Annotated in this window: 21 protein-coding genes and 2 pseudogenes; 18 read left to right on the top strand and 5 right to left on the bottom strand. The window is 75.9% G+C overall.

What is annotated here, in order from left to right; all coding sequences use genetic code 11:
* Positions 1 to 194: 194 nt before the first annotated feature.
* Genes ACIGXJ_RS13075 through ACIGXJ_RS13015 form a run of 13 tightly spaced genes read left to right on the top strand, consistent with a single transcriptional unit; the run spans position 195 to position 15,993 of the window.
* The gene (locus tag ACIGXJ_RS13075; RefSeq protein ID WP_399643899.1) at positions 195 to 1,049 is read left to right on the top strand and encodes an effector-associated domain EAD1-containing protein; all 855 of its coding nucleotides are present in this window, start codon (positions 195 to 197) and stop codon (positions 1,047 to 1,049) included.
* Positions 1,046 to 1,810 (top strand): hypothetical protein, encoded by a 765-nt coding sequence (locus ACIGXJ_RS13070; RefSeq protein WP_399643897.1) that lies wholly within the window; start codon positions 1,046 to 1,048, stop codon positions 1,808 to 1,810. The genes ACIGXJ_RS13075 and ACIGXJ_RS13070 overlap by 4 nt, the downstream gene beginning before the upstream one ends.
* Complete coding sequence (locus ACIGXJ_RS13065; protein ID WP_399643895.1) at positions 1,807 to 2,934, top strand: HesA/MoeB/ThiF family protein; 1,128 nt, start codon at positions 1,807 to 1,809, stop codon at positions 2,932 to 2,934. The genes ACIGXJ_RS13070 and ACIGXJ_RS13065 overlap by 4 nt, the downstream gene beginning before the upstream one ends.
* Positions 2,931 to 4,403 (top strand): effector-associated domain EAD1-containing protein, encoded by a 1,473-nt coding sequence (locus ACIGXJ_RS13060; RefSeq protein ID WP_399643893.1) that lies wholly within the window; start codon positions 2,931 to 2,933, stop codon positions 4,401 to 4,403. Before ACIGXJ_RS13065 ends, ACIGXJ_RS13060 begins: the two co-directional genes overlap by 4 nt.
* Positions 4,393 to 5,424, top strand: a complete 1,032-nt coding sequence (locus ACIGXJ_RS13055) for a JAB N-terminal domain-containing protein (protein ID WP_399643891.1) — start codon at positions 4,393 to 4,395, stop codon at positions 5,422 to 5,424. Before ACIGXJ_RS13060 ends, ACIGXJ_RS13055 begins: the two co-directional genes overlap by 11 nt.
* Positions 5,372 to 6,250, top strand: a complete 879-nt coding sequence (locus ACIGXJ_RS13050) for a hypothetical protein (RefSeq protein ID WP_399643888.1) — start codon at positions 5,372 to 5,374, stop codon at positions 6,248 to 6,250. The genes ACIGXJ_RS13055 and ACIGXJ_RS13050 overlap by 53 nt, the downstream gene beginning before the upstream one ends.
* Positions 6,247 to 8,115, top strand: a complete 1,869-nt coding sequence (locus ACIGXJ_RS13045; RefSeq protein WP_399643886.1) for an ATP-binding protein — start codon at positions 6,247 to 6,249, stop codon at positions 8,113 to 8,115. The genes ACIGXJ_RS13050 and ACIGXJ_RS13045 overlap by 4 nt, the downstream gene beginning before the upstream one ends.
* A 22-nt stretch (positions 8,116 to 8,137) precedes the next feature.
* The gene (locus ACIGXJ_RS13040; RefSeq protein ID WP_399643884.1) at positions 8,138 to 9,289 is read left to right on the top strand and encodes an AAA family ATPase; all 1,152 of its coding nucleotides are present in this window, start codon (positions 8,138 to 8,140) and stop codon (positions 9,287 to 9,289) included.
* 24 nt (positions 9,290 to 9,313) lie between these two features.
* Entirely contained in the window at positions 9,314 to 10,108 is a 795-nt protein-coding gene (locus ACIGXJ_RS13035; RefSeq protein WP_399643882.1) for a hypothetical protein, read from the top strand.
* Positions 10,109 to 10,111: 3 nt separating this feature from the next.
* Entirely contained in the window at positions 10,112 to 10,387 is a 276-nt protein-coding gene (locus ACIGXJ_RS13030) for a hypothetical protein (protein ID WP_399643880.1), read from the top strand.
* Entirely contained in the window at positions 10,384 to 11,091 is a 708-nt protein-coding gene (locus ACIGXJ_RS13025; protein ID WP_399643878.1) for a hypothetical protein, read from the top strand. Before ACIGXJ_RS13030 ends, ACIGXJ_RS13025 begins: the two co-directional genes overlap by 4 nt.
* 4 nt (positions 11,092 to 11,095) lie before the next feature.
* Complete coding sequence (locus ACIGXJ_RS13020; RefSeq protein WP_399643876.1) at positions 11,096 to 12,880, top strand: hypothetical protein; 1,785 nt, start codon at positions 11,096 to 11,098, stop codon at positions 12,878 to 12,880.
* Entirely contained in the window at positions 12,877 to 15,993 is a 3,117-nt protein-coding gene (locus ACIGXJ_RS13015; protein ID WP_399643874.1) for a hypothetical protein, read from the top strand. Before ACIGXJ_RS13020 ends, ACIGXJ_RS13015 begins: the two co-directional genes overlap by 4 nt.
* Before the next feature lie 25 nt (positions 15,994 to 16,018).
* Here ACIGXJ_RS13015 and ACIGXJ_RS13010 read toward each other — a convergent pair whose 3' ends face one another.
* Both ACIGXJ_RS13010 and amrS read right to left on the bottom strand, forming a co-directional pair.
* Positions 16,019 to 16,231 carry a radical SAM-modified peptide, FtsH ternary system-associated gene (locus ACIGXJ_RS13010; RefSeq protein WP_399643872.1) on the bottom strand — a complete coding sequence of 71 codons (213 nt, stop codon included), beginning with the start codon at positions 16,229 to 16,231 and terminating at the stop codon, positions 16,019 to 16,021.
* A 263-nt stretch (positions 16,232 to 16,494) separates the two neighbouring features.
* The gene (gene amrS / locus ACIGXJ_RS13005) at positions 16,495 to 17,526 is read right to left on the bottom strand and encodes an AmmeMemoRadiSam system radical SAM enzyme (RefSeq protein ID WP_399643869.1); all 1,032 of its coding nucleotides are present in this window, start codon (positions 17,524 to 17,526) and stop codon (positions 16,495 to 16,497) included.
* A gap of 95 nt (positions 17,527 to 17,621) precedes the next feature.
* Here amrS and ACIGXJ_RS13000 point away from each other — a divergent pair.
* The 3 genes and pseudogenes from ACIGXJ_RS13000 to ACIGXJ_RS12990 all read left to right on the top strand — a co-directional run.
* Positions 17,622 to 17,876 (top strand): annotated as a pseudogene (locus tag ACIGXJ_RS13000) (FAD-dependent monooxygenase); the annotation flags it as partial.
* 4 nt (positions 17,877 to 17,880) lie between these two features.
* Positions 17,881 to 17,979 (top strand): annotated as a pseudogene (locus ACIGXJ_RS12995) (DUF1353 domain-containing protein); the annotation flags it as partial.
* Between the two features lie 118 nt (positions 17,980 to 18,097).
* A complete protein-coding gene (locus ACIGXJ_RS12990; RefSeq protein ID WP_399643867.1) occupies positions 18,098 to 18,265 on the top strand; it encodes a hypothetical protein in 168 nt (55 codons plus the stop codon).
* Positions 18,266 to 18,271: 6 nt separating this feature from the next.
* Here ACIGXJ_RS12990 and ACIGXJ_RS12985 read toward each other — a convergent pair whose 3' ends face one another.
* Positions 18,272 to 18,634 (bottom strand): ArsR/SmtB family transcription factor, encoded by a 363-nt coding sequence (locus ACIGXJ_RS12985; RefSeq protein ID WP_399643865.1) that lies wholly within the window; start codon positions 18,632 to 18,634, stop codon positions 18,272 to 18,274.
* Positions 18,635 to 18,696: 62 nt separating this feature from the next.
* Here ACIGXJ_RS12985 and ACIGXJ_RS12980 point away from each other — a divergent pair, with 62 nt between their 5' ends.
* On the top strand, positions 18,697 to 19,863 hold the full coding sequence (locus ACIGXJ_RS12980) for a cation diffusion facilitator family transporter (protein WP_399643862.1): 1,167 nt from the start codon (positions 18,697 to 18,699) through the stop codon (positions 19,861 to 19,863).
* A 5-nt stretch (positions 19,864 to 19,868) separates the two neighbouring features.
* Here the strand turns inward: ACIGXJ_RS12980 and ACIGXJ_RS12975 are convergent, their stop codons facing one another.
* Both ACIGXJ_RS12975 and ACIGXJ_RS12970 read right to left on the bottom strand, forming a co-directional pair.
* Positions 19,869 to 20,426 carry a YbaK/EbsC family protein gene (locus ACIGXJ_RS12975; RefSeq protein ID WP_399643860.1) on the bottom strand — a complete coding sequence of 186 codons (558 nt, stop codon included), beginning with the start codon at positions 20,424 to 20,426 and terminating at the stop codon, positions 19,869 to 19,871.
* Between the two features lie 43 nt (positions 20,427 to 20,469).
* A complete protein-coding gene (locus tag ACIGXJ_RS12970) occupies positions 20,470 to 21,042 on the bottom strand; it encodes a helix-turn-helix domain-containing protein (protein WP_399643857.1) in 573 nt (190 codons plus the stop codon).
* Positions 21,043 to 21,135: 93 nt separating this feature from the next.
* Here ACIGXJ_RS12970 and ACIGXJ_RS12965 point away from each other — a divergent pair, with 93 nt between their 5' ends.
* Positions 21,136 to 21,993, top strand: coding sequence for a DMT family transporter (locus ACIGXJ_RS12965; protein ID WP_399643855.1), 858 nt, complete (start codon positions 21,136 to 21,138; stop codon positions 21,991 to 21,993).
* Positions 21,994 to 21,999 lie beyond the last annotated feature (6 nt).

The following is a 21,999-nucleotide window of genomic DNA, read 5'->3' as shown; positions in this document are numbered from 1 at the left end:
GGTCCCGTCCGCACACCAACTATCACAGAACACGCCCCGCGGGGCGCCCAGTTGGAGCACTGTGCCGGATCGTGTGCTCTTGGTCGCACGAGTCGTCCGACGTCTGATCAACTCCTGTTCCGCAAAGGAGGTTCGGGGTCCTCGGGGTCCCGCTACAGTCGGAATCCACCGGCTTGTGACGGCAGGAGGCGGGGATGGGGGCTCTCACCGCGGCAGGGCTGCACCGCGACGGCGCGCTGCGGGTGCTCGCCGCGCTGTACCCGGACCCCGTCGGCGCGCAGGCGCTGTTGCAGAGCCTGGGCGCGGATCTGTCGCGGCTGCCGCACTTCGCGGGTGCGCAGGTGCCGCTGACCAGCTGGTTCCAGGCGTGTCTGACCATCGAGAACGGGGCGTTCGCGTTCACCCTGGAGGATCTGGTCGCGGCGGCGCACCGGGACTTCCCGGGCAACGCGGTGCTGAGCGGGCTGGTGAGCCGGCCGGACGGCGCGCCGCCGGACGAGCTGACCGTGCTCTGTCTGCTGGCCGGGCCGAGGGAGGCCTCGCACTTACAGCTGCGCCGGGAGTACCGCACCATCGAGGAGGCCGCGCGGCGCGGCCGGCGGCGGACGCTGCGGGTGGAACTGTCGGCCGCGACCCGCAGGCACGACGTCCTGCCCGCGCTGAGCGAGCACCGGCCGGACATCGTGCACTTCGCGGGTCATGGCTCCCCGAACGGCTATCTGCTCCTGGAGGAGGACGATGGCCGGGTCGCGCCGGTCAGCGCGGAGGGGCTCGCCGGGGTGCTGAAGTCGGCGGGCGGAGTGTCGGTGGCCGTGCTCAACGCCTGTCATCTGGGCCGCTACCTGGACGTCGTCAGTCCGTACGCGCGCGAGGTGATCGGATCGCCGGAGCGCCTGCCGGACCGGGACGCGCTCGCCTTCAGCCAGGGCTACTACTCCGCGCTCGCGCTGGGCGAGTCCTGGCAGCGGGCGTTCGACTCCGGCGTCGCCACGGTGGGTCTCGGCCCCGGCGGCACGCCCGGTCTGCGGCGGGTGGTGAGCACCGGATGACCGCGCAGCAGCCCCGCGAGGGCGGCGTCCGGGTGCCGCAGGGCGTGGACGTCGCCGAGCGGCGCCGCCGCAGCCGGGAGCGGGAGCGGGCGGAGGCCGAGGCGCGCGAGGCGTCGGCGCAGGGTCCGAGCGGGACGGCGTACGAGTTCCTGGTCGGCCAGGCGGGCGGCCGCCGCGACCAGGCCGACCTGCCCCGGCCGGGCGAGCGGGCGGGGGACGGCGAGCCCGCTGCGGAGGTCACCGTCGTCACCTCGCAGCTGCTGCGGAAGCTGGGACGGGCCGGGACTACCTGCCCGGTGTGCCACCACTCCTTCCGGCTGGGCGAGCCGATCTCGATCCACCGCGCGGACTCCGGAACCGGTGTGGTCCTCAAGCACCACAGCCGACGCCTGGACTGCCTCAATCCCGAGGCGTCCCAGGGCGCCACGGCCGCGGCCGAGCTGTTCCACCGCGGCCTCGACGAGGCCAATCCGCCGCCCCCGCAGCTGCGCACCGTACGGCTGCACCGCGACCACCAGCTGCTCCGGCTGATCCCCGGCACGGCCGGCGGGCCGCCCACCCGGCACCGCTGCTGGGTGTGCGGGCACACCTTCCGGCCCGACGAGATGGTCATCCACTGCACGTGCAGCCCGAGTTCGCCGAACTGCGCCTGCGCGGTGCACCGCGACCCGGACCACGGTCTGGTCTGCTACGACGACTGGAAGGCCCAGCATCCCGCGGTGCCCTGCCTGATGCTGAACGCGCTGCGGGACCCGCGATGACAGCGGCCGGGGAGCACACCGCCCGACGGTCCGGAGACGGTGTCACGGCCGGGGGCCGCTACAGCCGCCACGCGCTCGTCCCCGGCTGGGAGCAGCGCCGTCTGTCGGGGGCGACGGTGGTGCTCGCCGGTGCCGGGGCGCTGGGCAACGCGGTCGCGCAGTCGCTGGCGCTGGCCGGCGTGGGCCGACTGGTCGTCGCCGACCCGGACACGGTCGAGGTGGGCAACCTCAGCCGCACCCCGCTGTTCCGCGCGGCGGACGTGGGCCGGCCCAAGGCGCGGGTGCTCGCCGAGGCGCTCGCCGGTCTCGCCCCGGACACGGTCGTCGACGCGCGCGAGGCTCCGCACGTGTCCGGTGCGGGCCTGGCCGAACTGCGGGAGGCCGATCTGGTGGTGGGCGCGCTGGACAGCCGGGCGGCCCGGATCGCGCTGGCCGGCCGCTGCACGCTGGCCGGGACGGGCCTGCTGGACGGCGGCACGCATCCGTGGGGCGGCGAGACCTGCTGGTTCCCGCCCGGCGGGCGCTGCCGGGCCTGCGGGCTGACCCCGGCGGAGCGGGCCGTGCAGGACGACCCCTGGTCGTGCGCCGCGCCCGGCCCGCTCGCCCCGGCCGGTGCCTCGGCGCCCGTGTCCGCGCTGGTCGGCGCATGGCTGGCGAATTTCGCCGTACGGCTGCTGCTGCGGCTGTCGGTGCCCGAGGGGCCGCTGCGGATCGACGCGGCCGGGTCGGCGCTGCCGCTCGGCGGCGTGTGGACGCCCGGGCCCGATCCGGGCTGCCCGCTGCACGAGCGGCTCCCCGCGAAGGTCCCGGTGCTGCCGCTGGACGTCCGGGCCACGGTCGGTGAGCTGCTCGGCCGTCTCGGTGCCGAGGAGGAGCCGCTGACCTGGGCCGGTTTCGCCCGCCCGGTGCCGGGGCGGGCGGCGCTGCGTTCCGTGACCACCCGGCTGCGGGCGGCCCCCGCCGGGGCCCGTCTCGCCGACCTGGGCGTGGCCCCGCGCGAGATCCTGCCGGTCGCCCGGCGGGACGGATCGGGGTTGCGTTACGTGGAGTTGGCGCCGGCCGGGGGCCTCCCGGCGGGTGAGGGCGGCACGGGACGGTGTGCGACGACGGAGGGTGTCCGGTGAGGGAAGAGCTGTACCAAGAGCTCCAGCGTGGGCGCATCAACCCGCACGAGGGCGAGATCATCCTGCGCTCCATCGGCTTCCCCGAGGGGCACCTGCCGAACGTGGAGCTGTCCGCCCGCTACTACTGGACGGAGATCCGCCGGCTCATCGAGGCCGGCGTCATGGTGAACGGCGAGGCGCAGCTGGCGCGGGCGGTGCACACCGAGTACCCGGGCAATCCGGTGTTCCAGGCGGCCGTCGAGGCGCTGGAGCCGGTGACCGCTCCCCCGCAGCCCCCGCGCGCGGAGCCCGCCGCGGCCGCCGCCCCGTCCCCGGGCCCCGCCGCTCAGCCGCAGGCCGCGGAGTCCGGCTCGTATCCGACGCTGGTGTTCGTGTGCAGCACGCATCACGCCGCGTTCATCGAGGAGGTGCGCCGTCTCGACCCGCGCGCGGAGCTGTTCTTCGTCAGCCAGGGCGAGGGCGCCCAGGTCGGCCAGATCGCGCTGTCGCTGACGTTCGAGCTGTCGCAGGCCCAGATCGACGAGGTGCGCCGCCGGCTGGTGGCCGCGGGCGCCCAGCCGGACCTGGAGGTCCTGCAGGAGGTGTACGACCACCGTCCCTACCTGCTGGAGGAGCTGCGGGTGCACGGCCCCGACCAGCGGCCGTACGATCTGGCGGGCGTGCCCTCGATCACCCCCGTGCGGGACATCGCCGCAGCGGTGCTCGCGCACTACGAGGGCCGGATGGGCCGGCGGCCGCGCACGGTCGTGGACCACCAGCAGCCCGACGGCAGCTTCCACCGCCTGGACCCGGCCCAGTCGCTGCACGCGGCCGGGGTGCGCGACGGCGACACCCTGAGCGTGTACCCGGAGGCCACCGCGGGCCACGCCGAGCTGCGGATGCAGGCCATCCTCCGGGTGCGCGAGGAGATGCACCGCTACGCGCACGGGCATGAGGGCTTCGAGATCGTCGACATGGACGACCCGGAGTTCCCCACCGACTACGAGGTCCGCTTCACCGGCAGGGGGCTGCGGCTGCCCGAGCACGCGCCGGCGGACGCCTTCCCCCGCCCGGAGCGGCAGGACCGGCACAACGTACTGATCCTGCTGGGCCCGCACTTCCCGCTGGTGGCGCCGCTGGTGGCCTGGCTGAGCCCTGTCTTCCACCCCAACATCAAGGGCCCGGACCCGGCCTACCCGCAGGCCGAGGGCGCGGTGTGCCTGGGCGTGCTGGCCGAGTCCTACCGGCCCACGCTCGACTTCGGCCAACTGTGCCAGCTGCTGGTGGACATGGCTGGGTATCGTACGTACGAGATCAGGGACCCTTTCAACCCGATCGCGGCGGCCTGGGCCCTGACCGACGAGGGGAGGGCCATGATCGAGGACATCGGAGGCAAGCCCCCGGTGGACGATCCGCCCCCCGAGCGGGACGCGCTGCGCGTCACCGCCCTGCGGATCACGCCTACGGACGGGGCGGGCGATGGCACTTGACGTCGAGCTGTACCAGGGCGAGTCGCGCCGGCTGGTGCGCACCCAGCCGCTGATCGAGCTGCTGCGCCCGGCCTTCGCCGAGGAGCTGGCCGGGCACCCGGGCCGGCCCCGCTTCGTGCTCAAACTGCGCAACGACCCCGGACCCGCCGGCTACGAGGGAGACCCCGGACTCACCAACCTGCGGCCCGACTTCGGGTACATCCATGTCGCGATCCAGGTGGAGGGACGCGTGGTGCACCAGAAGCCCTACTCGGTGAACGGCCTGGTGGGCCCGGTCCTCGCCCAGGTGGCGCGGAAGATCGCGCCCGAGGAGCGGCACTGGGCGTTCCGGATCGCCGGGCTGCCCGCCGCGGAGGACGCGCAGCGCCTGCCGCCGGTGGTGGACGGCGCGGACGACATCGACGTGTCCCGGTCCGCGCGGCTGTCGTTCGGCATCCGCCCGGCGGCCGAACCGCAGGTGCCGCTGCTGGACCTGACCGGGTACGGGGTGGTGCCCGAGGAGGGTGACGAGCCGGTGACGGTGCTGCTGGGCCCCGGCGTGCAGCGGCGGTTGATGGACATGGAGCTGTCGAAGGAGGTGGAGGAGGGCGGCTTCCTGGTGGGGCGGCCCTTCCGGCGGGCCGACGACCCCGAGCGGTACGCGGTGATCGTGGACGAGGTGCTGCCCGCCGAGCACTCGGGCGCGTCCCTGATGCACTTCACCTTCACCGGCGACTCCTTCCGCGCGATGAGCCGCACCCTCGGCGAGCACCCTCCGGAGCGGCAGCTCGTCGGCTGGTACCACACGCACCTGTTCCAGACCGAGCGGACCATCGGCCTGTCCCGCACCGACATCGACCTGCACCGCGACACCTTCCGCCGCCCCTGGCAGGTGGCCGCGCTCATCAACCTCACCTCCACCAGGCGGATCCTCAGCTGCTACGCCGCCTCAGCCGACTGGATGGCGTCGTGTCCGATCCGGAGCCTCGATGACGACACTGACAGCCGCCGTAGTGCGCACCCTTCACTGGGCCATCACTGACCCGGCCGCCGAGGGCCCGGCCCCGGTGCCGCCGGCCCCCGGTGACCCGGTGCTGCTGCTCGAGCGCCTCGCCCGGGTCACCGCGGCCCGGCTGCGGCTGTCCGACCCGCCGCTCGGCGATCCGGGCCCGGCCGGTCCGGAGCCGCTGCTGATCGCCGCCGCGGTGGTCCTGCGCGAGGACCCGGACGCCGCCCGCACCGCGCTCGACGGGGCCCGGGAGCCGTCCTCCGTACGGGAGGTGATGGCCCGTCACGGCCTGGTGGGGCACGCGCTGGCGTCGGCACCGCCCGACGACCCGCTGCGTACCGAGCTGCTGCGGACCTCACCGCTCACCGCGCTGTTCGACCGTCCGCCGCCCGGCGGCGAGGAGCGCTGCGCCCAGCTCCTGGACCGGCTGCTGGCCCACCCTGAGGGCCGGCGCGTCGCCGTCGACGCCCTCGCGGCACCGCCCGGGTCGCCGGACACCGCCCGCTGGCGCGCGTCGCTGCTGCGCAGGTTCCGCTTCACCCCGGGGGAGAGAGCAGTCGTGTACGACGTCTACGAGACGGCCCTGCTGCGGCACGCCGACAGTTACCACCGGCACACCGACCGGGTGCGGGAGCTGCTGCGCGACAGCCCGGCCCGGCTGCTGGACGACGACACGGGCGGCCGCTGGGCGCGGGCCACGCTGGAGTGGTGGGAGCCGCTGGCCGTGCTGGCCCGGCGGCACCCGGAGGAGCTGCGCCGCCGCAGGATGCTCCAGGGCTACCGGGCGGGTGTGACGCTGCAGCGCGTGTACGGCCGCATCCGCGCGTGGGAGGACCTGCACGAGGTGCTCGGCCGATGACCCGACCCCTGCGCCTGGCCACCACCGACCACGCCGGCCGGATCACGCTGTACTCCGCGCCCGACGACCGCCCGCTGCGGGAGGTGCTGGCCTCCTGCGAGGTGTGGCTCCTGGACCCGCTGGAGCCGGAGCTGCTCGACCTGCCCTGGTCGGCCTTCGCGGCGCACTGTGTGCTGCGGTCCGAACTCCCGCCGGGTGCTGCGCTGTTCGCGCCACCCGGCGCGGGCTCGGTGGAGCGGCCCACGCTGGAGAAGTCCCCGCCGGCGGTGGAGGCGGAACCGGCCGTGGAGGCGGCGCCGGCGGGCGCGGGTCATCCCGAGCGGATCACCGACGCGGAGGCGGTGCGCCGCGCCTACTACCCGCACATCGAGCGGGTCGCCTCGCTGCTGCGCAGCCGGCTGCCCGTGCTGGTGATCAGCGAGAAGCTGGTGGTGACCCATCTGTGGGAGGAGATGGTCACGCTCGCCGGGTGCCGCGGCATCCGCCTCGACGACGACTCGGCGGACGACCCCGGCGGCGACCCGCGCGACCCGACGGCCGGTGTGCCCGAGGCGTCGACGAACCTGCGCCAGCGCCGACTGGCGCGGCTGCGGGCCCAGTTGGAGGAGCTGAAGGAGGGCGACGTCATCGTCCTCACCCACCTCGACCTGCTCGCGGGCAGCAACGACCTGGGCCGGCACCCCGAGGCCCGGGAGCTGGTGGAGCTGCTGTACGCCTTCCCCGACCAGCTGGTGCTGGCCTTCGCCGACCCCACCCTGCCGCTGCCGGACGTGCTGGCCGAGCGGTTCAGTGCCCGTGTCACCCTCAGCGGCCTGCCGCCCGAGGTCAGGACACCGGACATCGAACCGACCCCGCTGGGGCGGGCGTTGGTGACCCAGGAGGAGGCCGACACCTTCGAGGGGTTTCAGCCGCGCGAGTTCTACAAGCACGTGGCCGGCATGAACCCCGTACGGCTGCGGCAGGCCATGCGGTACGCCCACGAGAAGCACCGCGACCGGCCCGGGCGGGCGACGCTGCAGGATCTGCGCGAGACCCTGCTGACCTTCAAGGCGCAGCAGTCCTCCCACTTCGAGGTGCCCGACGTCACGCTCGACGACATCGGCGGCTACGACGAGGTCAAGGACGAGATCCGGCAGACCCTCGCCATCATCAGCGGCGCGCAGAGCCTGCCGGACGACATGGAGGAGGTCCGCTCCGAGCTCGTCCCGCGCGGAATCATCTTCTACGGCCCTCCCGGCACGGGTAAGACGCTGTTCGCGAAGGCGATCGCGAACGGCATGAACGCCACCATCCAGGTGGTGTCGGGTCCCGAGGTCACCGACATGTACGTCGGTGAGAGCGAGCGCAAGGTGCGGGAAATCTTCGCCTCGGCCCGGCGCAGCGCGCCCGCGGTGATCGTGTTCGACGAGATCGACGCGATCACGATGGAGCGCACCAACCGGCCGGACGGCGGCAGCCGGGCGGGCAACAGCGTGGTCGCACAGATCCTGACGGAGATGGACGGCTTCCGGCCCGAGGTGCCGATGCTGGTGATCGGCACCACCAACCGCATCGACATCATCGACAAGGCGCTGCTGCGACCGAGCCGGTTCCGCTCCATCGCGATCTCCCTGCCGGACGTGGCGGCGCGGCGGGCGATCCTGCGCCATCACGCGCGCAGGTACCACATCGAGCTGGAGGACGAGGTGCTGGAGCTGATCGCCGACGCGACCGCGCGGCGCAACGGCGACGAGCTGCGGGCGCTGATGCGGGACGCCTTCGTCGGCAGGCACCTGCACGGCATCGAGCCGGACGCCCGCCGGCTGGGCTGGCTGGTGGGGCGGCTCCAGCAGGGACGCCTGGAAATGATCTCGGAGGGGCGATGAGGACGAGGCCGGGAGAGGGCGTATGACGAGCGCGCCCGCCCAGTGGAGCGAGCCCGACATCAACGCCGTGCGCCGGCTGAAGGCACTCGGCCGCAGCGTGGAGCAGCACTTCGTGGGCCGGCGCCCGGCGCTGGACCTGCTGGAGGTGGCGGTGCTCGCGCACGAGCACGTGCTGCTGCTGGGTCCGCCCGGCACCGGCAAGACGGACCTCGTGACCCGGTTCGCGGCGGGGCTGGGCAGCAGGCCGTTCGTGCGGCTGCTGACCCGCTTCACCGAGCCGGCCGAGCTGTTCGGGCCGGTGGACGTGCCCGCGTTCCAGAGCGAGGGCGTGTACCGCGTGCGCACGGAGGGCATGCTGCCGGCCGCGCACGTGGCGTTCCTGGACGAGGTCTTCCAGAGCGGCAGCCCGATCCTGAACACGCTGCTGACGGTGATGAACGAGCGGGTGTTCCACAACGGCCGTGAGGCCGCGCCGGTACCTCTGATCACGCTGGTCGGCGCGGCCAACGACCTGCCGCAGGACCCGTCGCTGCTGGCGTTCGCGGACCGGTTCCTGCTGCGGCTCGCGGTGCCGCCGGTCGCCGAGGGCCGGCTGGAGGAGCTGCTGGCCAAGGGCACGGCGCTCGCCCGGGGTGCGGGAGGGGACCAGCACGAGTGGATCGGGCCGGTCGAGCTGGACCGGCTGGGCCGCCAGCTGGCGCACGCCGATCTGGGCGCGGTGACCCCGGAGTACACCGAGCTGGTCCGCGAACTGCTGGGACAGGGCGTGACGTTGTCGGACCGGCGGATCATCCGGGGCCTGAGGCTGGTGGCGGCGGCCGCGCTGCGCGCGGAGCGGGTGCGGGCCGAGCCGGGCGACCTGTGGCCGCTGGCGCACTTCTGGTCGGACCCGGCGCATGCGCCGGTGGTGCGGGAGGCCGTGCGCAGGCGCGCCGGCACCACCGGCGAGGGCCCCGAGGAGCCCGCCCGTCCGGTGCACCGGCTGCTGGTCGAGGCGCGGCTGCTCGGCCGTCAGGTGACGGCGGGCTCACCTCCTGCCGCCGTCGACCGGGTCTTGCGTCAACTCAACTCCTTGCGACGGGAGTTGAGGACATCGGCTTCCGGTGAACGGGCGGCCGAGCAGGAGGTCGCGAGTATCATCGACAGCACTCTGGCCCTGCTGGAGCGGGCCTGACGCGCATGGGGGGACGGCAGCTGCATGTGCAATCCACGCAGGGTCCGCGTCGAGGCCACCCGGGAGGTCGTCGAGGCGTGGGAGCTGGAACTGGAGCGCCGCGCCGGTGCGAGCGACTCGGTGGTCAGCGAACTGGAGATGACCCACCCCTTCGGCGGCACGCTGGGGGCGCGCACCCGGGAGGTCTTCGAGCGGGCGCTCGCCACGGCCGACGGCTGGCGGGCCGAAGAAAACGGTCACGTCCATGACTTGGACGACGGCCTGGTCCGCTACCTTCCCGGCACGGGTGAACTGGTCGTCATCGCCCGCCTGGCGGACGTCGCCACCGCGGAGGGCATCGCCTCGCAGCGGCTGCGGGGCCAGGTCAGCGACCAGGTGACCGGCCAGGGCGAGGGCCGCTACTACGCCGACGGTTTCGGCGGCCGCACCCGCGACGTCGCCGAGGGCGAGGCCCAGGCCCAGGCGGAGGCCGACGCGCTGCGCCGGGCCCGCGAACTGACCGGGCGGCTGCGGGCGCAGGCCGACCGGGCGTCGGCGGCGGCCGCGCGGGACGCCGAGGACCGGCTCCAGCGGCAGGCGGATGCCGACGCGCGGGCCCGCCTCGCCGAGGAGCGCGAGCGGGTGCGGGCCGAGCTGGACGCCCGCAACCGCGAGCGGATCGGCCGGCTCGGGCAGGAGGGGCTGCGCGCGGTCAACGGCGTGCTGGCCACCGCCTACCGGCGGGCGCTGCTCGACTTCGCCCGGCAGCGCGGTGCCACCGGCATCCGCGAGGAGGAGTCCGAGGGCGGCATCGACATCGAGTTCGAGCTGGAGCTGTGACGGATGCGGGTGCGGGTGCGTTTCCGGTTCAACACCGAGTCCGGAGAGGTCGAGCTGTTCCAGGTGGACGACGTCGGTGAGGGCTCCGGCCCCGCGCACGACGCCGAGCACGACCGGATCAGCGCGGAGCTGGGCGGGCTGCTGGCGCGCCGGCCGGACGTCGAGGAGGTCCCGTCGGTGGACGAGCGGCCCCTGTGGCGGCACGGTCGGGCACCGCTCGCACCCCTGCGGACGGAGGAGACGGAGGATCCCGGGCAGGGCGAGCGGGAGACCTCGTGAGCCGGCGCACCCGGCTGCTGCTGCGGGCCGCGCGCTGCTACTCCGAGGTCCGGGCGCACGCCGAGGCGGCCCGCTGCTACGACCTGCTGGGCTGGCGCTGGTCGGCCGCGGACGCCTATCAGCGGGCCGGAGACCTGGAGCACGCGGCGCACACCTACCGGCTGGCCGGGCATCCGGAGCAGGCCGCCCGCTGCTACCGGCTGCTGGGCCGGCCGGATCTCGCGGCTCGCTGCTGGCAGGAGCGGGGCCGGCGCCTGGAGGCCGCCTGGGAGCTGCTGCTCACCGGGGAGACCGGCGCCGCCCGGCGGCTGCTGGCCGCCGCCGCCCGCGACCCGGGGGCCGCCGTGGGCAACGGCCCCCAGCAGCTGCGCCTGGAACTCGCGCGCGCCCTGGCCGACCGTCTCGGCGGCGGCTCCGCCGACCCGCTGCTCGCCCTGCTGCCCCGGGTGGAGCACCGGCTCCCCTCACCGGCCGCCCGCACCGAACGCCGTCTGCTGCTGGAGTGGGGCGTCGAGGCCGCCGACCGGATCGAACGCTTCGACTGGGGCGCCCGGCTGTTCCGTGCCGCCTACGACGGCCAGGACGCGGCCGAGGTCCTCCCCCGCTGGCGCGACTGGGCGGCGGACCGCCTGGGCTCGTCCGCGTGGCTGCCAGGAGACCCGGCGGCACCGGCGGCCGGCGGCCCGCAGACGGAAGGGCCGTGACCCCATGGCGTCGTCCGAGGGGCCGCTGCGGCGGCTGCTGAACCGCATCACGGCCGAGCACGACCAGACGACCGGCGAGACCCCCGCCACCCGGCCGGCCACCGCCCCGCCGCCCCCGTTCGTGGCCCGGCCCGCGCCCTCCGGAGCGCCCCCGCCCAGCCGCCGCACCCCGCAGCAGTCGGCCTCCGTGCCCAGCGCGCCCCCGCCGGCCGAGCACCGCACGGCCGCACCGGAGTCGGGCGTCCGCTTCAGCGTCCGCCCGGCCCACCCGGCCGAGGAGGAGGAGCCACCGCCGCCGGTTCCGTCGTACGACGCCCGGCCCGCCGTACGGTGGCGCAGCGCGGGCCGGTTCCCCGGCACGCACCGGGCGCTGGCGGCGGTCGGCGCGCTGCACCGGGCGGGCGGCGGGGAGTGGGCCTGCCACGCGGAGCCGGGCGGCACGGCCGTGTGGCTGCTCGGCACGGCGGGGCCGGTGCTCGCCGCCGAGTTGACCGTGCTGCACGGGGGCGAGCCCGTCCCGCTGCTGCCCCACGGGGTGCTCGCCGCGCCGTACGGCGAAGGGCCCGCCCGGCTCGCCGAGGTGACCGCGTGGCCGCGCCTGGACCCGGTCGGCCTGGTCGCCCGACTGCCGCTCACCGTGCCGGAGCCGGCCGGCCGGCCGTGCGTGCGGGTGCTGACCGTACGGCAGTTGCTGGGCTCGGTGCTGCGGCAGGCGGCGGCGTTCGGGGTGGAGGTGGCCGTGCGGGCGGTGCGGGCCCGCCCGCTGGACGCAGGGGACGCGGAGGCGCGGGAGACGCTGCTGCTGGAGCTGTCCGCCCCGCACACCGTGCCGCACGCGCTGGTCACGGCCCTGGCCGCGCTGCCGCGCACCTCGGTGTGCCGGCCGGTCGCGGGCTGCGAGCGGCTGCTGATCGACGTACGGCTGCGTCCGCCGGTCGACGACGAGGTGCTGTACTCCCCGGTTCCGGAGGGCGAGTTGTGGCTCGTCGGCGACCTCACCGAGTGGCCGCCGCTGCGCCTTGAGCCGCTGGGCGCCCCGGCGCCCGCGCCGGCCGTGCTCGTCGGGGTGGAGGAGGAGCCTCTGCCCCCCTCGGTGCCGTACCGGCTGCCTGACGCGGTCCGCGCCGCACCGGCCACGCCCGTGCGGGTGGTGCCGGACCCTGAGGCGCGCGACGAGGTCGACGCGGTGCTGCTGCACGACGACGAACTGCCGTTGCTGCGCCGCTACCTGCCGGGCAGACCGCTCGGGGAGACGGCGTTCCTGCTGCCGGGCCCGGGGTGGCATCTGCTGCTCGAGCCGGCGGGGCTCGCGCGGGATCTGCCGTTCGGGGTGCCGCTGCGCCGGGTCGGGCCGGGTGCCCTGTTCCTGGAGTGCGGCTACGGGCTGGCGCCGCCGCTGCCGCCGTCGGCGCGGACACGGCTGTTCGCGGTGGACGACTCCTCGGCGGTCGTGTGCTCGCGGGGCGGACGGCACCGGTTCGCGCTGGCACCGATGGTGCCCGCGTGGACGCTGTGGGCTCCCCCGGGGCCCGTAGAGGTGTCCGCCGGACTGTCGGCGGCGGGCCGTGAACTGCTGGACGCGCTGGACGAGTTGGTCGGCCCGGTGCCCGCCTCGGCGGCCGGGTCCAGCCCCTCCGCCGATCCGGGCGAGGCGCTGGAGCGCGCCACGCGGCTGCGGGCACTGGGCGACAAGGAGGGCGCGGCGGAGGCGTTCCGCGTGGCGGGCGACCTGCTGGAGGCGGCCCGGCTGTTCGAGGAGGCCGCGCTGGACCTGCCGGAGGAGGAGTGACGGGGGCGCTGCCCGGGTTGCGGCGGCTGCTCGCCCTGGCCGGGGACGGCCCCTGCACCGGTCTCTCGCACGACGGGACCGCGTTCGTGCAGCTCGGCGAGGAGGCGCTGAGCTGCCGGGACGACACCGGCCGGGTGCTGTGGTCGGCGCCCGTGGAGGCGGCGCCCGCCGCGGCGGCCTGGGGGCCGGACGGCGGGGAGGTGTTCACGCTGGGGTCGGGCCGGGTCGTGGTCCGCGACGGCGATACCGGCACCCCGGTCGGGGAGGGCTTCGCGGCGCCGCCGGATGCGCACACGCTCGCGGTGTCCCCGGACGGGCTGCGGGTGGTGTGCGCGGGCGGCGGGGTCGTGGTGCACCACCGGGCCACGCACGGGTCGGTGGCCGTGCCCGCAGTCGACCCGGTGGTGGCGCCCGCCTGGGACCCGCAGGGCCGTCAGCTGTGCCTGGCGACGGCGACCGCGCTGCAGCTGTGGAGCGTCGCGCCGGTCCGTATGGACTTCGCGCCCTGCACCGGCCGTACCGCTGTCACGGCGCTCGCCTGGTCGCCCGAACGGGACGCACTGGCCTTCGCCGACGCCCTCGGCGTGCATCTGGTCGACCGCACCGAGGGCCGTCTGCTCGCCGAACTTCCCTTCGCGGGAGTGGTGTTGGGGATGGGCTTCAGCCGGACCGGGCGTTTCCTGGTCGTGGGCACCGACCGGGAAGGGGTGCTGGTGCTCGACCGGGCGCTGGAGGAGGTGGCCCGGTTGCCCGCACGGCTCGCCTCGCCGCGGGACCTCGCCGTGTCGCCGACGGGCCGGGTGCTGTTCGCCGGGCCGGGCGGCGCCGAGCTGTGGGAGCTGCCGGACGCGGCGGCGTACCCGGCGGAGCGGCGGGTGGGCGTGCTGCTGCGCGGCTGGGCGGCGGCGATGTGCCGGTCGGTGGGCCGGTCCCTGCCGTCGCTGCGCGACCACGCCCCCCGCGCCGGCACCCCGTCGAGACTGCACGACGGCGGTACGGCGCTCAGGGCACCGGCGTTCGCCTGGGCGGCCGACGGCGGCCGGTGCGTGCTGGAGACCGCGCCGGGCACGCTCGGCGCGCTGCGGCCGGACCGCGCGGGCGCCGAGTGGTCGGCGCCGGCGGCGACCGGCCCGGGTGGCGCCCACGACCTCGAACTCGCCCCGCGGCCCTGGGCGTTGCTGGCCTGCTCCAGCCGCGACGGCCGGGCGGGGCTGACCCTGCTGGACGCGGACTCCGGCCGGCTGCGCGCCGTACTGGCGGGGGGCCAGGCGCCCGCCTGGTGCCCGGAGCCGCACGGGGGCGGCGCGCTGCTGGCCGTCCCGGAGCCGGGACCGGCCCCGACCCATCTGTACGTGCACACGGTGGACGCGGCCGGCCGCGCCACCGGCTCCCCGCACAGCCTGCACCTCCCGCAGGGCGCGGGCCGCCCCGGCTGGTCGCCGGACGGCAGGCTGCTCGGGGCCGGCACCCTGGGCGCCGTCGTGCTGTGGCACATGCCGGAGCCGAGCCGGGCCCGCCGTCTGGACCTGCCCTCCGGCGGGTTCGCCGCCCGGGTCGCCTTCTCCCCCGACGGCAGCCGCCTCGCCGCGGCCCCGGCCGCCGGGCAGGGCTCGCTGGTGGTGTGGTCGACGCTCACCTGGCGGGTGCAGCGGGAGCTGGGCACGCCCGGCGGCCGGGGCTGGGCGCCGGCGCTGGCCTGGTCGCCGGACGGCTCGCTGCTGGCGGCGCCGGGGCCGGGCGAGGGCACGGCGGTGGTGCAGGTGTGGGACGTGGCGCGGGGCACCCTGGCGATGACCCTGGAGCCCGACGCGCCGCCCGGTCCGCTGTGGTCGGTGCGCTGGTCGCCGGACGGCCGCCGGCTCGCCACGACGTACACCGGCGGCCGCACCCTGCTGTGGCCCGTCCTGGGCTCGGACGGCCCCCCGCGGCCGGGGCCCCGGCTGCCGGAGTCTCCTGAGTACCTCGCCGAGGCGGGGGCGATGGCGGCCGCCGTGGACGCGGCCGTACCGCTGTCCGCGCTCGCGGAGCTGTCGGCACTGCTCGGCCCGGCGCCCCCGCCGCACCGGGCACCGCTGCACCGGGGCCCGGCCGCCCGTGCCCTGCGCGGCCTCGGCTGGCCCCGGCACGCGCACCCGGCGCTCGGCGCGGTCGTGGCCTCCCGGCTGCGCCCCGACCCTCGGTACGCCCCGCCGCCCGGGGTGCCCGTGCAGGAGTTGCGGGCGACGCTGGAGTGGGGCCTGCGCGGCGGCGGCGAACCCGCGGAGCGCACGCCGGTCACGGGCGACGACCTGGCCGCCGCGCTGGAGAGCACGCACCGTGAACTGCTGCCGCTGCTCGCCCTGTTGGGCCCGGACGCGGTGGCGCAAGATCCCGCGCTGCCGCTGCGGCTCGCCGAGGTGCCCTGGGCGCGCGCGGCGGCCGAGGCCGGGCGGCGTACGGGACTGCCGCCCCGGCTGCCCGTGGCGCACGGCGACGACGTGCCGGGCCCCGCCACGGCGGGCGCCCCCGCCGAGTGGGCGCGGCACGGCCCCCCGGACCGGCTGGTGCCGGCCCAGATGGCGCTGCCCGCGCCGCTGTCGAACGCCCTGTGGGCGCAGGACGCGCTGCTGTACCGCACGCGGCGGGGCCGGCTGCCCTTCACCGAGCGGGACGCCGTGCTGGTCCTCGACACCTCGGCCGCCGCGCACGGCCAGGTCGGCAGCTGCCTGCGGCTGTGCGCGCACCTGCTGGCCACGGCCCTGATGACGGCCGGGCGCTCGGTCGCCCTGGTACGGCTCGACGCCCGGGACGCCCCCGTACGGCTGGCGGCCCCGGCGGATCTGCGCCGGCTGTGGACCCCCGTACGGCCGGAGCCCGGCGACCCGGTCCGGGCGGCCGCGCTGGCCCGCCGCGCGGCCCGGGGCCTGGCCGCCGCGGACGCCGCCGAGCCCCGCACCCTGCTGCTGACCCACCCGCACGAGCCGCCCCTGCCGCTGCCGGGCTCCCTCACCCTGCGCGTGCACTACCCCCGGCATCCCGTGCCGGCCGACGGCCCCGACACCTGGGTGCTGGCGCCGGAACCGGGCGGTGCGGAACTGCACCGGGTGCTCACTGCCGTCCTGGGCCGGCTGTAGCGAGGGCCCGGCCCCGCTGCGGTCCTCAGCCGCAGAGCATCTGCTCCACCACATCCGGGGCCATCCGCTCCAGCAGGTCCTCCAGCGCGTCCGGCCGGAAGGCGTCGCCGAGCACCTCGACGCCCTGCTCGTCCCAGGTGATCCGGACGCGGACGAGATGGCCGTCGGGGTGGCGGTCGTACTCCGAGGGGTCGATGAGGTCGGGCAGGTCCGGTACGAAGCGGTATTCGGCGCTCATGCTCGTTTCCCTTCGATTCGTTCCTACGACGGTCCGCGACATTGCGGACCTCGCCCTCGCGGGGCTCGCCCTCGCCGGGCTCGCCGTCGACGGGGCCTTTCATTACGGGTCCTGCTCACCGGTCACGGGTCTTGCTCGCCGGTCACGGGTCCTGCTCGCCGGTCACGGGTCTTGCTCGATCGGTCACGGCACCTGCTCACCGGTCTGGGGTCCTGTTCGCCGGTCACGGGTCCTGTCCGCCGGTCACGGCTCCCGCTCGCCGGTCATCCCCACACCCCGGCCAGCCGCTCCCCGCACGCCCGGCACGCCCCGTCGCGCAACCGGTTGTCGACCCGCCCCCACAGCTCCCGGGCGACGGCCTCGCCGCCGCAGCGGGGGCAGCGGGTGGCGCGGCCCTCGGCGCCGAGGGCGCGTTCGACGTAGACGTACCGCAGTCCGGCCGCGCGGCCGAGGCCGACGGCCCGCCGCAGCCGCTCGGGCGGAGTGGGCCGGTGCCGGTCCATGCGGTAGGTGGGGGTGAAGCGCAGCAGGTGCCAGGGGGTGTCGCGGCCGAGCCCCGCCACGAACTCCGCGATGCTGCCGAGCTGTCGGTCGGTGTCGCTGCTGCCCGGCACGAGCGGGGTGCTCACCTCGACCCACACCCCGGCGTCCTTCAGCCGGCGCAGCGTGTCCAGGACGGGGGCGAGGGGGGCGCCGGTCAGGGCGCGGTGCGCCTGCTCGTCGGCGGCCTTGACGTCGATGTTGACGGCGGCCAGCGCGGGGGCGAGGCGGGCGACGGCCTCGGGGGTGAGGAAGCCGTTGCTCTTCCACACCAGCGGCACCCCCAAGGGGGTCGCCTCTGCGGCGAGTTCGAGGGTGAGTTCGGCGGCGAGGGAGGGCTCGGAGTAGGACAGGGCCAGTCCGGCCCCGCGCTCCGCCGCCGAACGGGCCAGCGCGGCCGGGTCGGTGGCCCGGTACTCCGCCGCGGGGGCCTGCGGGTCGCGGCCGTACTGGGAGAGCCGGAAGTTGACGCAGTAGTCGCAGCGGAAGGAGCAGCCGGGCGGGGCGAGGGTGAGCAGGGGCAGTCCGGGCCGGTAGTGGTAGAACGGCTTGCGTTCGACGGGCGAGAGGTGCTCGACGGTGGTGGCCCGGGTCGCCGTCAGAACCCGGTCGCCCTCCCTGCGGCGGACCTTGCAGGCGCCGGTGTCGCCGTCGCGCAGCCGGCAGCGGAAGGGGCACAGGGTGCACTGGAGGCCATCGTCGACGGGCCGGTAGAAGTCCGCGGGACGCCACACGCCGCCGTCCACGCCGTCCATCGCCCACCCCCCGTCCGGCCGCGTCACGCTTCCGCCCAGGCAGCCCACCGTACTCGCATCCCGCGCCGGCCGCGGCACGGACCTCATGCTCGCTCATGATCCAGGCGTGGACTCCAACTCGCTTTCCCGCCAAGGACCTTCGCTGGTGGTCGTCAGGAGCCGGGCCCGCCGGTCCGGCGGTGGCGAACATCCTGCGCGCGGTGTCCGTCGACTGCCCGGTGCTGGAGGCCGGGAGCCGGGAGTCCATCGAACGTCGGCCGCGGGCCGGGGTCCTGGAGGAGTGGGCCGTGCGCGCGCTGGAGCGGCGCGGCCTCGCGGACAACCTGCTGGCCCGCGCCCAGCGGCACACCGCTCATCCCCCGCTACGGCGTCTGCACCAAGGCGGCGATCCGGCACGACTTCCTGTGCCGGGTGGCGCCGGTGAGCCGCGCCGACGCCGACGGCGTCTTCCGCCGCGCCCTGCGTGAGCTGGGGGTGTCCGCGCTGCGGCGCTGGATCATGTGGGCCGCGGTGCGGGTGGGGGGGCCGGCTGTCGGGGGCGGGCCCGGGCCAGTGGCTGCGGTGGCTCCTGGTGACCGTGCCGGCGGTGGCGTTCCTCGCGGTGCCGGCGCTGGTGCTGACCGTCTGGCTCGCGCTGTTCTGGGTGCTGGAGTGGATCGCGTACCTCTTCACCGGCCGCGCGCGCACCGGCCGGGCAAACCAGCCCAGCTTCAGCGGGGCCCCGCAGACGGAGGCCTGACGCCGTTCAGTCCTCGTGCGCCGGCCGCCCGGCGATACGGTGGTCGGCCACGCTGAGCGCCTCGCCCACCAGCCGGCGCAGATGCCCGTCCCGCAGCGCGTAGACCACCCGGCGCCCCTCCTTGCGGGTGCTGACCAGCCCGGCCAGCCGAAGCCGCGCGAGGTGCTGGCTCACCGCCGGCCGGGCCGCACCGCACACCTCGGTCAGCGTCGTGACGTCCGCCTCGCCACCGCTCAGCGCATGCAGCAACGCCAGGCGCGTCCGGTCGCCGAGCAGCGCCAGCAGTTCCGCCGCCAGCGCGAACTGCTCCTCGCCCGGAATGCGCGGGTGCGCATCATGTGCAGGTGACAGGTGCATGCGTGCGTTCATACGCACATAATGGCCCCGAGGGACCGCGTACGTCCATCAAGGCGCACGGGAAGGGGAACGACGTGAGCGAGCGGCCGGACGAGGGGCTCGGCGAGCCCGGGACGCAGGGACAGGCGTCACGGCACGACCTCCACGACCACCACCACAGCCACGACCACGGCCATGACGGCCACCCGCACCCGCCGCACGGTCACGAGCACTCCGGCCCCGGCCACCGCACCCCTCACCGTCCGGGCCTCCGCCACCGGCTGGGACACCGCCTGGGGCACCTCCTCACCCCCCACTCCCACGACACCGCCGACAAGGTCGACTCCGCGCTGGAGTCGTCGGCGCGGGGCATGCGGGCGCTGTGGGTGTCGCTGGCGGTGCTGGGGGCGACGGCTCTGGCGCAGGCGGTGGTGGTCGCGGTGTCGGGGTCGGTCGCGCTGCTCGGGGACACCGTGCACAACGCGGCGGACGCGCTGACGGCCGTACCGCTCGGGATCGCGTTCGTGCTGGGCCGGCGGGCGGCCAGCCGCCGCTTCACCTACGGCTACGGGCGGGCCGAGGACCTGGCGGGGATCGCGATCGTGCTGACGATCGCGGCGTCGGCGGCCTTCGCGGGCTGGACGGCGGCCGGGCGGCTGCTGGACCCGCGGCCGGTGGCGCACGTCCCGGCCGTGGCGGTCGCCGCCCTCGTCGGGTTCGCGGGCAACGAGTGGGTGGCCCGCTACCGCATCCGGGTCGGCCGTGAGATCGGCTCGGCGGCGCTGGTCGCCGACGGCCTGCACGCCCGCACCGACGGCTTCACGTCCCTCGCGGTGCTGCTGGGCGCGGGCGGCTCCGCGCTCGGCTGGCGGCTCGCGGACCCGCTGGTCGGCCTGGCGATCACCGCGGCGATCGCGCTGGTGCTGCGGGACGCCGCCCGGGAGGTGTTCCGGCGGGTGATGGACGCCGTGGACCCGGCGCTGGTGGACCGGGCCGAGCGGGCGCTGCGGGAGGTGCCGGGCGTGCGCGGGGTCGGTGAGCTGCGGCTGCGCTGGATCGGGCACCGGCTGCGCGCGGAGGTGGCGGTCGTCGTGGACGGCGAGGCGACCGTGCGCGCGGCGCACGTCGTGGCCGTGGAGGCCGAACACGCCCTGCTGCACGCCGTGCCCCGGCTGACCGCGGCGCTGGTGCACGCCGACCCGGCCCCGGTTCCGGGCGAGGCGGACCCGCATCTGCCGCTGGCCCACCACGCCACGGCCTGACCGGCTCAGCCGAGTCCGAGTCCCTCCAGCACGACGGCGCCGGGCAGTTCGGCGAAGGCCTTGCCCGGCACCAGCAGCTTGCCGCGGCGGCGGCCGCTGCCGACGAGGACGTACGGCAGGTCGACGACGGCGGCGTCGACGAGCACCGGCCAGCTCCCGGGGAGCCCGACGGGCGTGATGCCGCCGTACTCCATGCCGGTCTCGCCGGTCGCGGTGTCCATCGGCGCGAAGGAGACCTTGCGGGCGCCGAGACGACGGCGTACGGCACCGTTGACGTCGGCCCGCGTGGTGGACAGGACGACGCAGGCGGCGAGTGTGGTCTCGCCGCCGCGCTTGGCGGCGACGACCACGCAGTTCGCGGACCGCTCCAGCAGATCGCGGCCGTAGTGCTCCACGAAGACGGCGGTGTCGGCCCACTGCGGGTCGGTGTCGACGTAGAGGATCTGGTCGGCGGGCACGCTGCCGCGCCAGGTGCGTACGGCGTCGGCGACCGGGCGGGTGAGCTCGTCGAGGCGGTCGGGGGCGGGGACGGCGTTGTCGAAGTCTCCGATGGGTGCACGCATGCCGGCACGCTAACAGCCGTGCCGCGCCCGTGACTCGGCCGTCTCAGTGCACGGGCGGCACGGAGACCGCGAGGACCAGTTCCGCCGGTTCGGTGCCGGTGTTGCCGTAGGTGTGCGGCGCGGCGGCCTCGAAGGAGGCGCTGGAGCCGGCCGGGACGCGGTACTCGACGCCGTCCACGGTGAGGGTCAGCTCGCCGGCGGTGACATGGATGAGTTCGACCGTGCCGACGGGGTGCGGGTCGGAGGAGCTGGACTCGCCGGGCATGAGCCGCCAGTCCCACAGTTCCAGGGGGCCGGGCGACTCGGTGCCGGCGAGCAGCCGGCTGTAGCTGCCGGCGTCGGTGTGCCAGAGCCGCACGGTCTGTTCCGGGGGGACGACCCGGACCTTGGGGCCCTGTTCGTAGTCGAGCAGGGTGGTGATGCTGACGCCGAGCGCGTCACCGATCTTCACGACGGTGCCGAGGCTCGGGTTGGTGCGGGCCTGCTCGATCTGGATGAGCATGCCCCGGCTGACTCCGGCGCGGCCGGCGAGCGCGTCCAGGGTGAAGCCGCGTTCGGTGCGCCAGCGCTTGACGTTGCGCGCCAGGGACTGGGTCAGCAGGTCGAGGTCCGCCACATTCCGTCCAATATTCTGAATGACAGGGTTCAATTGACTGCACTACGGTGAGGTGTACCCGATCGTTCACCGAACTGTACTGCGAGGCGTCCCGTGACAGCACTCTTCGCCCTGGCCACCAGCCTGCTCTGGGGCCTCGCCGACTTCGGCGGCGGACTGCTGACGCGGCGCACCCCCGCACTGACGGTCGTCGTGGTGTCGCAGACCATCGCGGCGGGCGTCCTCGGCGCGGTCGTGCTGGCCACCGGGGCCTGGACCGAGGCCGGTCCGCGCCTGTGGTTCGCGGTGGCCGCGGGCCTGGTCGGCCCGGTCGCCATCCTCTGCTTCTACGAGGCCCTCGCCCGCGGCCCCATGGGCGTGGTCTCCCCGCTCACCGCGGTCAGCGTGGCCGTCCCGGTCTCCGTCGGACTGATGCTGGGCGAGCGTCCCGGCTTCCTGCAGGCCGCGGGCATCGCGGTGGCCGTGACGGGCGTGGTCCTCGCGGGCGGGCCCCGGCGCGCAGGCGGCTCGGTGCAGCGCCGGACGCTGCTGCTCACGCTCGTCGGGGCGCTCGGCTTCGGCGCGTGCGTCGCCCTGATCGCCGAGGCGTCCACCACGCTCACCGGCCTGTTCCTGGCCCTGTTCGTGCAGCGCCTGACCAATGTCGTCGTGGGCGGCACCGCCCTGTACGTCCGCGTGCGGCGCGGCTCCCCCGCCCTGCCGGAGGGCGGCTTCGTCTGGGGCAGCCTGCCGCTGCTCGCCTTCGTGGGCCTGGCAGATGTCGCCGCGAACGGCACGTACTCGCTCGCCGCGCAGCACGGGCCGGTGACCGTGGCCGCCGTACTGGCCTCGCTGTACCCGGTGGTGACGGCCCTGGCCGCGCGCGGTCTGCTCGGGGAACGGCTGCGCGGAGTGCAGGCCGCGGGCGCGGGGCTCGCGCTGATGGGGACGCTGTTGCTGGCGGCGGGCTGAGGCGCG

It is taken from the genome of Streptomyces sp. NPDC053367 (assembly GCF_044545925.1).
Lineage (GTDB): Bacteria > Actinomycetota > Actinomycetes > Streptomycetales > Streptomycetaceae > Streptomyces.
This window is presented reverse-complemented; position numbering and strand designations above follow the sequence as displayed.

Coding starts and splice junctions, on each gene's coding strand:
- ACIGXJ_RS13035 (WP_399643882.1), top strand. CDS start 9,314: ATGTGCAATCCACGCAGGGTCCGCGTCGAGGCCACCCGGGAGGTCGTC.
- amrS (WP_399643869.1), bottom strand. CDS start 17,526: ATGGACGGCGTGGACGGCGGCGTGTGGCGTCCCGCGGACTTCTACCGG.
- ACIGXJ_RS13010 (WP_399643872.1), bottom strand. CDS start 16,231: ATGAGCGCCGAATACCGCTTCGTACCGGACCTGCCCGACCTCATCGAC.
- ACIGXJ_RS13020 (WP_399643876.1), top strand. CDS start 11,096: ATGGCGTCGTCCGAGGGGCCGCTGCGGCGGCTGCTGAACCGCATCACG.
- ACIGXJ_RS13075 (WP_399643899.1), top strand. CDS start 195: ATGGGGGCTCTCACCGCGGCAGGGCTGCACCGCGACGGCGCGCTGCGG.
- ACIGXJ_RS12975 (WP_399643860.1), bottom strand. CDS start 20,426: ATGCGTGCACCCATCGGAGACTTCGACAACGCCGTCCCCGCCCCCGAC.
- ACIGXJ_RS12985 (WP_399643865.1), bottom strand. CDS start 18,634: ATGAACGCACGCATGCACCTGTCACCTGCACATGATGCGCACCCGCGC.
- ACIGXJ_RS13070 (WP_399643897.1), top strand. CDS start 1,046: ATGACCGCGCAGCAGCCCCGCGAGGGCGGCGTCCGGGTGCCGCAGGGC.
- ACIGXJ_RS13055 (WP_399643891.1), top strand. CDS start 4,393: ATGGCACTTGACGTCGAGCTGTACCAGGGCGAGTCGCGCCGGCTGGTG.
- ACIGXJ_RS13050 (WP_399643888.1), top strand. CDS start 5,372: ATGACGACACTGACAGCCGCCGTAGTGCGCACCCTTCACTGGGCCATC.
- ACIGXJ_RS13045 (WP_399643886.1), top strand. CDS start 6,247: ATGACCCGACCCCTGCGCCTGGCCACCACCGACCACGCCGGCCGGATC.
- ACIGXJ_RS13065 (WP_399643895.1), top strand. CDS start 1,807: ATGACAGCGGCCGGGGAGCACACCGCCCGACGGTCCGGAGACGGTGTC.
- ACIGXJ_RS13040 (WP_399643884.1), top strand. CDS start 8,138: ATGACGAGCGCGCCCGCCCAGTGGAGCGAGCCCGACATCAACGCCGTG.
- ACIGXJ_RS13030 (WP_399643880.1), top strand. CDS start 10,112: ATGCGGGTGCGGGTGCGTTTCCGGTTCAACACCGAGTCCGGAGAGGTC.